The organism is Microbispora sp. CSR-4 (assembly GCF_008033685.1).
Classification (GTDB): Bacteria; Actinomycetota; Actinomycetes; order Streptosporangiales; family Streptosporangiaceae; genus Microbispora.
Genome location: NZ_VJVX01000114.1, coordinates 1 through 7,929, shown reverse-complemented (window position 1 = coordinate 7,929; position 7,929 = coordinate 1). Strand labels below are relative to the sequence as shown.

At 71.2% G+C, this 7,929-nt stretch carries 8 protein-coding genes; 5 read left to right on the top strand and 3 right to left on the bottom strand.

Going from position 1 to position 7,929, the window contains the following annotated elements:
* Nucleotides 1-234: RICIN domain-containing protein (locus tag FLV34_RS38335; RefSeq protein WP_147945495.1), on the top strand; the 234-nt coding region annotated here is incomplete at its 5' end.
* A 107-nt stretch (nucleotides 235-341) separates the two neighbouring features.
* Here the strand turns inward: FLV34_RS38335 and FLV34_RS38330 are convergent.
* Nucleotides 342-941 (bottom strand): TetR/AcrR family transcriptional regulator, encoded by a 600-nt coding sequence (locus tag FLV34_RS38330; RefSeq protein WP_142648370.1) that lies wholly within the window; start codon nucleotides 939-941, stop codon nucleotides 342-344.
* 225 nt (nucleotides 942-1,166) lie between these two features.
* On the opposite strand from FLV34_RS38330, the gene FLV34_RS38325 reads away from it, so the two are divergent.
* From FLV34_RS38325 to FLV34_RS38315, 3 genes are read left to right on the top strand one after another with little or no spacing between them, the layout of a single operon-like run.
* Nucleotides 1,167-2,300: an MFS transporter gene (locus tag FLV34_RS38325; protein ID WP_187280856.1), complete on the top strand. Its 1,134-nt coding sequence runs from the start codon at nucleotides 1,167-1,169 to the stop codon at nucleotides 2,298-2,300.
* 36 nt (nucleotides 2,301-2,336) lie between these two features.
* Nucleotides 2,337-3,302, top strand: a complete 966-nt coding sequence (locus FLV34_RS38320; RefSeq protein ID WP_142648372.1) for a glucosyl-3-phosphoglycerate synthase — start codon at nucleotides 2,337-2,339, stop codon at nucleotides 3,300-3,302.
* A gap of 53 nt (nucleotides 3,303-3,355) precedes the next feature.
* Nucleotides 3,356-4,567, top strand: a complete 1,212-nt coding sequence (locus tag FLV34_RS38315; RefSeq protein ID WP_147945493.1) for an acyl-CoA dehydrogenase family protein — start codon at nucleotides 3,356-3,358, stop codon at nucleotides 4,565-4,567.
* A gap of 9 nt (nucleotides 4,568-4,576) precedes the next feature.
* On the opposite strand, the gene FLV34_RS38310 is transcribed toward FLV34_RS38315, so the two are convergent.
* Together FLV34_RS38310 and FLV34_RS38305 are read right to left on the bottom strand one after the other, a co-directional pair.
* Nucleotides 4,577-5,422, bottom strand: coding sequence for an alpha/beta fold hydrolase (locus tag FLV34_RS38310; protein WP_147945492.1), 846 nt, complete (start codon nucleotides 5,420-5,422; stop codon nucleotides 4,577-4,579).
* A 49-nt stretch (nucleotides 5,423-5,471) separates the two neighbouring features.
* Nucleotides 5,472-6,422, bottom strand: a complete 951-nt coding sequence (locus FLV34_RS38305) for an alpha/beta hydrolase (RefSeq protein WP_147945491.1) — start codon at nucleotides 6,420-6,422, stop codon at nucleotides 5,472-5,474.
* 304 nt (nucleotides 6,423-6,726) lie between these two features.
* On the opposite strand from FLV34_RS38305, the gene FLV34_RS38300 reads away from it, so the two are divergent.
* Nucleotides 6,727-7,392 (top strand): TetR/AcrR family transcriptional regulator, encoded by a 666-nt coding sequence (locus tag FLV34_RS38300; RefSeq protein WP_142648375.1) that lies wholly within the window; start codon nucleotides 6,727-6,729, stop codon nucleotides 7,390-7,392.
* Nucleotides 7,393-7,929: the final 537 nt, after the last annotated feature.

The window sequence follows — 7,929 nt, the reverse complement described above, 5'->3', positions numbered from 1 at the left end:
AACAAGTGCCTGGACGCGTACAACCAGGGCACCACGAACGGCACCCAGGTGATCATCTGGGACTGCAACGGCCAGACCAACCAGCAGTGGAACCTCAACGGCAACGGCACCATCACCGGTGTGCAGTCCGGGTTGTGCCTGGACGCCAACGGCGCCGCCACCGCCAACGGCACGAAACTCATCCTGTGGTCCTGCAACGGGCAGGACAACCAGCGGTGGAGCCTGCGCAGCTGATTCCGGCCACCTGCTCCGGCACATCCCCGGTCACGCCGTCCGCGTGACCGGGGCGATCCGCGTGACCGGGGTGAAGGGTCTGGCGGGGGAGGTCCCGGCGGTGCCGGTCACCTGCTGACGGCGGCGCGGACGAACTCCACGAGGTGCTCGCGCAGCGCATCCCGTCCCTCGGGGGTCGCCGCCTCGTCCCCGACCATGATCCGGCCGAGCTGCGGCATGACGGTCGGCCATATCGCCATGCCCACCAGCGAGAACACCATCCGGGCGACCGATGCGTCCGGCTCCCGGCCGAGGCCCTCGGCGAGCGACTCGGTCTTCGACCGGCACTTGTCCACCCGGAGCTCCTGGCCGGGAAGCAGGTCGTCCTCGCCCCTGTAGTTGAGCGCCTCCCACATCAGCAGGCGTACCAGGTCGGGGTGGGCGGAGTAGAAGTCGAAGAGGTTGCCGACGTACTCCGCCGGGTCCTTGCCGGGCATCGCCACCGCCTCGGTGACCTCGTCGAGCGCCGCCTTGATGACGGTGTCGAACAGTTTCTCCTTGCTGCCGAAGTGCCCGTAGATCCGCTCCTTGTTGACCCCGGCCCGCTCGGCGATGCGGTCCACCCGCGCGCCCGCCACGCCGTACGCCGCGAACTCCGTCCGCGCGGCCTTCAGCAGGGCGGCCTTGGTGGCGGCGGTGGGGTCCTTGGCGTCTTTGCGGGGCGGCATCGGCGTCCTCCGTGTTCGTGAGCGGCTGGGGCTGAGGTGGCGCCTCAGCATACCCCTCGCACCACCAACTGGTTGGTTGACATCCAACTAGTTGGTTGGTTACGGTTCCTCGCCATGGACACATCGACTCCCGCCGTTTCCCCAACCGCGGCATCGACCTCCCCAACCTCGGCATCAACCGCCTCCGCGGCACCCCGTGAGACGTACGCGCCGGTGTGGCGAACCGTGGCCACGTTCGTGCCGGCCGGGCTCCTCGCCACCGGGCACCTCTACCTCGTGATCCCCCTGCTGGCGCGGATGTCGGCCGACTGGGGCACACCCGCCTCCGCCCTCACCTGGCTCGTGAGCGCCTTCGGCCTCGGCTACGCGGCAGGCTTCCTGGCGTTCGGCCCCCTGTCCGACCTGTACGGCAGGCGCCGCGTGATGACCTGGGGCATGGCGGCCACGGCGGTGACGACCGCGCTGGTCGCGCTGAGCCCCGGCCCCGGGACGGCGCTCGCCCTGCGGCTGGTCGAGGGCGTCACCACCGCCGTCTTCGCCCCCACCGCGTTCTCGTATATCGCCGAGCGGGTCGAACCCCGCCGCCGGACGTTCACGATGACCTCCGTGGTCAGTGCGCTGTTCGCCTCGGCCGTGGTGGCGCAGCTCGCCGGCAAGGCGCTCGTCGACCTGCTCGGGTGGCGGCCGGTCTTCCTGCTCGGCGGCGCCGCGTTCGCCGTCGTGGCCGTGGTGCTGCGCCGGGTGATGCTGCCCGACACCGGCCGCCGTGTTGCCGTGAACCCCTACGCCGTCGTCCCGGCGCTGCTGCGCAACCCGCGCCTGGTCCTGGTGTACGCCGCGACGCTGACGATTCTCGGCGCGTTCGTCGCCGTCTACACCGGGTTGCAGCTCCAAGGCCCGGCGGGCATCGCCGGCGACCCCTCCGCGCTGCTGACGCTGCGGGCCACCGCGTTGCCGGCGATCGTGGCGATCCCGTTCGCCACACCCTGCCTGGCCCGGATCTCCCCGGCCCGCAGGGCGGCGCTGGCCGTCGGGGCCGCCGCGGTGCTCGCGCTGGTGGTCGGGCTCGCCGCCCACGGCGTCGTCGCCCTGGCGGTGCTGCTGGCCGGCTTCGCCTTCTCGATCGGCGTGGCCGCTCCCGCCTTCATCGAGACCGTGGGCCTGCTGGCCGGTCCCGCGCGGGGCACCGCCGTCTCGCTGTTCACCTTCTTCCTGTTCACCGGGGCCAGCATCGGCCCGGTCGTGGCCTCGGCCGCCGCGTCGTACGGCTTCGCCGCCCTCATGTCCGGCGTGGCGGGGGTGCTGGCGCTGGGAGGGGGGCTCGTGCTGATCGCCTCTTCCGGCCGCCGCATAAGGTGATGCCAGTAAAACGTGGCGGACAGGGGGAGGACGGGCGTGCTGGCTGAGGTGGAGGCCTGGCTGAGTCGGCGTACCTCGTCGGCGGCCGACTGGCCGGCCCGCGCCCTGCTGGCCGCGAAGAGAAGCGCCACGATCTCGGTGGTGCTGCCCGCGAGGAACGAGGAGGAGACCGTCGGGGAGATCGTCTCCGCCGTGCGGCGCGATCTCGTCGAGGCCGTCCCGCTCGTGGACGAGCTGGTGGTGATCGACTCGCGGTCGTCCGACGACACGGCGGCCCGGGCCTTACGCGCCGGGGCGAAGGTCTTCGCGCAGGACGAGATCCTGCCCGAGCTGCACGACCCGCACTACGACGGCAAGGGCGAGGCACTGTGGAAGTCCCTCGCGGTGACGACCGGCGACCTGGTGGTGTTCGTCGACGCCGACCTGCGCGAGTTCCGTACCTCGTTCGTGACCGGCCTGCTGGGACCCCTGCTGACCGACCCCGCGGTCGGATACGTGAAGGCGTGCTACGACCGGCCGCTGCTCGGCGCGACGGAACCGAACGCCGGGGGCAGGGTCACCGAGCTGGTCGCCCGTCCGCTGCTCAACCTGCACTGGCCGCTGCTCGCCGGGTTCGTGCAGCCGCTCGCCGGTGAGTACGCCGGCCGCCGTTCGGTCCTGGAACGTGTGCCGTTCGTCACCGGATATGGCGTGGAGCTGGGACTTCTCATCGACCTCCTCGACATGGTGGGGCTGGACGCGCTCGCCCAGGTCGACCTGGGCCGCCGCGTCCACTCGCACCAGTCGACGGAGGCGCTCGGCGGGATGGCCGGGCAGATCATGCACACCGCCTGGGCGCGGCTGGAGCGCCAGGACAAGATCGTTCCGTTGCACGAGCCGTCCGCGCGGCTCGTCCAGTTCGAACGCGGGCCCGCCGGACACCGCCCGCTGACCCGCGACGTCGGGGTGTCCGAGCGCCCGCCGATGGCGACGGTGCCGCAGTACGCGTCCCGGCTGCGCTGACGGGCCTCCCCCTAGTGTTACCGTTGGTAACACCGAGGAGAGGAGAGCCCCCGATGACCTTCTGCCCCGAGTTGAGCGACGACCTTCGCGAACTACGCGACTGGGTCCGCGAGTTCGCCCGGGATGTCGTCCGCCCGGCCGGGGCGGACTGGGACGAGCGCGAGGAGACGCCCTGGCCGGTCATCCAGGAGGCCGCCAAGATCGGGCTGTACTCGCTGGACTTCTTCGCCCAGCAGTGGTTCGAGGAGTCGGGGCTCGGCCTGCCCGTGGCGTTCGAGGAGCTGTTCTGGGGGGACGCCGGCATCGGCCTGTCGATCGTGGGCACCGGCCTCGCCGCCGCCTCCATCGCCGCGAACGGCACCCCCGAGCAGATGGGGGAGTGGCTGCCCCAGATGTTCGGCACCGCCGACGACGTCAAGCTCGGCGCGTTCTGCTCCTCCGAGCCGGACGCCGGCAGCGACGTCGGCGCGATCAGGACGCGCGCCGTCTACGACGAGGCGAAGGACGAGTGGGTCCTCAACGGCGTGAAGACCTGGGTCACGAACGGCGGCATCGCCAACGTCCACGTCGTCGTCGCCTCGGTCGACCCGTCTTTGGGCACCCGGGGCCAGGCGTCCTTCGTCGTCCCGCCCGGCACGCGCGGCCTGTCCCAGGGACAGAAGTTCAAGAAGCACGGCATCCGCGCCTCGCACACCGCCGAGGTCGTCCTGGACGACGTACGGGTGCCCGGCCGGTGCCTGGTGGGCGGCAAGGAGAAGCTGGACGAACGGCTCGCCCGCGTACGCGCCGGTGAGCGGTCCGGTGAGCAGGCCGCGATGCGGACCTTCGAGACCACCCGCCCCCTCGTCGCCGCCATGGCCGTGGGCGTGGCGCGTGCGGCCTACGAGTACGCCCGCGACTACGCCCGCGAGCGCGAGCAGTTCGGCCGCAAGATCGGGGAGAACCAGGCGGTCGCGTTCCTCCTGGCCGACATGGCCACCCGGGTGGACGTCGCCCGGCTGATGACCTGGCGCGCGGCGTGGATGGCCCGGCACGGCCGCCGGTTCGAGCAGGCCGAAGGCTCGATGAGCAAGCTGGTCGCGAGCGAGACGGCCGTCTGGACGACCGAGCAGGCCATCCAGATCCTCGGCGGGGCCGGCTACACCCGCGAGCACCCCGTCGAGCGCTTCCACCGCGACGCCAAGATCTTCACGATCTTCGAGGGCACCAGCGAGATCCAGCGCCTCATCATCGGCCGCGCCGTCACCGGCCTCCCCGTCCGCTGATCCCGATCCTCACCCAGGGCCCACGCCTGTGAAGTCTCGGATGAGCCGGGCGAGTCTCGCCGGCTGGTCCAGGGGGATGAGGGTGTAGCTGTCGTCCACCTCGGCCAGTTGTCCGTACGGAAGGAGCTCGGCGAGGCGGCGGCCGTGTTCGGGCGGCATGACGCGGTCTTCGCTCGCCCAGACGACGAGGGCGGGGCGGTCGAAGCCCTTCAGGCGTTCGGCCACGCCGACCAGGAAGCCGGTGTCCGAGACGACTGCCCGCAGTGTTCGCACGGTGTCGCGGCGGATCTCCGGCTGTGTCAGGACCGGCTTCATCCACCGGGCGGTGGCGGCGTCTCCTCGTTTGGTCAGCCATCCGAACGCGATCGGGAGCCGCCGCACCGCTCGGAGCCGCATCTGCTGCATGAACAGCCCGAACACCCGGGGCGGCAGCTTGCCGGCGAGCACGAGCGTCCTGCCCGTCAGCCCCGGCGGGAAGTTGTCGAACGCATCGCATGAGGCGAGCACGACGCGTCCCACGGGCGCGGCGTCATCGCACATGAGCAGCTGGACGAGCGCTCCGCCCGTGTCATTGCCGACGAGGGTGACGTCACGCAGGCCGAGGCGGTCGAGGAACTCCGCCACCAGCCGGGCCGCCCCGGGCAGCGACAGGTCGGCGCCGGGACGCATCGCGTGACGGTGCGCCCCGAGCGGCAGTGTCGGCGCCACGCAACGGTGATCGGCGGACAGATCGGAGATCAGCTCGTCCCACAGCGAGGCGTCCATCATCAGCCCGTGCAACAGCACGAGCGTGGGCCCGCTGCCGCCGGTGTCCTCATACTCGATCGTCCCAGCGGACAGCTCGATCTTCTTCACGTTCCCTCTTCTCAGTGCCGTACGGGCTTCTCAGTGCCGTACGGGCTTCTCAGTGCCGTACGGGATCGACGGGCGCGGGGCGATCCGCTCGCGCGGGTTCGAGCAGGTGCCGGCGCAGGAAGGACAGCTGGGCCTCGACCGCCTGCTCGTGCTTGTCCAAGAACGGGGCGTAATGCCCGCCGGATATCCGTACGAGCTCTCCGTGGGGAGCTCGCTTCGCCGCCCGGACGGACGGCTCGACGAGCGACGTCTGATCCTGGTCGCAGACGAAGACGAGCAGCGGGCAGCGCACCCTGGCCGCGTCCCGGCCGGGCCGGTAGGCCGTGAGGCGAAGCGCTGAACGGGCGGCGACCATCTGCTGCCAGTCCGGGTACCGTTCCGGACGCAGCGCGCGGCCGGTGTCGAGGGCGTCGGGTGTCGTGAGCATCGCGACGGTCCGCGGCTCTCCGACGAGCGGCACCAGCCGCGGTGGCCGGCCCACGAGACCGCCGAGGGCATCGAGAACGGCGCGGCCGGTGAACCGCAGCATCGCGAGTGGCCTCTGGTGACGTGCGGCGTTGCGGGCGGTGGCCGGGCCGTCGGCGTTCGGTGTCTGCGCGATCGCCGCGCCGAGCCGCGGGTCGCGCGCCGCGACGCGGAAGATGTGACCACCGGAGGCGGAGAAGGCCCAGACCGCGAGCCTGGCCGAATCGACTCCCGGCAGAGTCCGGGCGAAGTCGATCGCGGCCTGCCAGTCGTCGAGCTGGTCCCTGACCGGGAGGGCCAGGCGCGGTTGCCCGCCGCTCTCCCCGAGGCGGCGGTAGTCGAAGGCGAGGACCGCGAATCCGGCCTGGTTGAACCGCTTCGCGAACAGGTCGGTGGCCGGCTCCTTGGGCACCGCGAACCCACCGGCCATGACCACGCAGGCGCCGTTGGTGCCCGGATAGTGCCAGGCGGCGCACTCGGTGCCGCCGCTGGTGAAGCGAACTTTCTCCCGCTCCACGGACTCGCGTTCGCTCATCTGGGGGTCCTCTCCTCTGCTCGTCGGGGTCGTCGGGGTCGTCGGGGTCGTCGGGGTCGTCGGGATCTGTGTCGGGGTCTGTGCCGGGGTCTGTGCCGGGGTTGTCGGGAGCGGTCGGAGTCGGCGGGGTCGTCGGGGTTGTCGGGAGCGGTCGGGGATGCTCATGCGTGCCTTCCCGGGTCAGCCGATCGAGCATGCCCGTATCGTGAGGCATGCCTCAGCTTTGATTCGACTGTAGCACTAACATGAGGCACCCCTCATGATGAGTAACCTGAGGGGTGCCTCACGTCGATATCCTGGGATCATGTCGCGATCCGCCGAAGAGCCCGCCTACCTGGCCCGACCTCGGCGTCGTGATGCGCAGCGCAACCGGGAGCGCTTCATCGCCGCCGCTCAGGCCGCATTCGCGGCGAACGGCGTCGACGCCTCCCTGGAACAGATCGCCCGCGACGTCGGCCTGGCGATCGGCACGCTCTACCGGCACTTCCCCACGCGCATCGATCTCCTGCTGGCCGTCTTCGAACCCAAGGTGCAGAAGTTCGTCGAGACCGCCGAACACGCCCTGGCCATGGACGACGCCTGGGAAGGCTTCTGTGTCTTCCTCGAAGCGCTGTTCGGCATGCAGGCCGGAGACCGCGGATTCAACGACCTGGTCTCGATGCGCTTCCCCGCCAGCGAGCGCACCGAAGCGATGCACGACAGGCTCTACCACCTGCTGGAGAAGATCCTGCACCGCGCCCAGGAGCACGGCGTCGTGCGCCCGGACATCACCGTGGCCGACATCATCACCCTGGTCTGGGCCAACGGCCGCATCATCGAGGCCACGAGCCACACCGCGCCCCAGGCCTGGCGGCGTCACCTGCATCTCATGATCGACGCGTTCCGGGCCGAGAACCGGCACGACCTGCCGGAACCTCCGCTGACCGGAGAGCAGCTCTACGCGGCCATGGTCCACCTGAGCGGCGAGTAGTACCTGTCAGGTCGGCCGGGATGCCCGGCGTACGGATTATGGCCTGGTCGGCCGGGATGCCCTGGCTTACGGCCTGGTCGGCCGGGATGCTCGGCCTCCTGCGTGGTCGGCCTCCTGCCTGGCCCGGCGTGCGGCCTGGTCGGCCCTCTGCCTGCTCGGCCCTCTGCCTGCTCGGCCGTTCGCCCGCCACCTCGTCATCGTCCGCGCCGCTTACCGGCCTCCCCGCCCGTCGAGCGGGCCGAAAGCTCGGCCGACCTGCGTATCCGATCTCCGTCGCGGGTTGCTGTTTCGACCGGCGGTGGAGTCGCGTTCCCCCTGCCCGCCTACGCGGTGGGACGTCCAGGGTCGTCCAGGCCGGACGCGCCGCCCATGCGTCTGGCGCTCGAGCGGGGTGACGTCGCCGCTTCGCGGTGCGAGCTCGACCATGCCATCGCGTATGAGGTGCCCGAGGTGGTGCACCGGGCCCTGGCGTTCAAGGTGCTGGTGGCGGGAGCGGCGGGCGACGACGCGGCCCGCCGGGCAGCGGCCTCCTGCCTG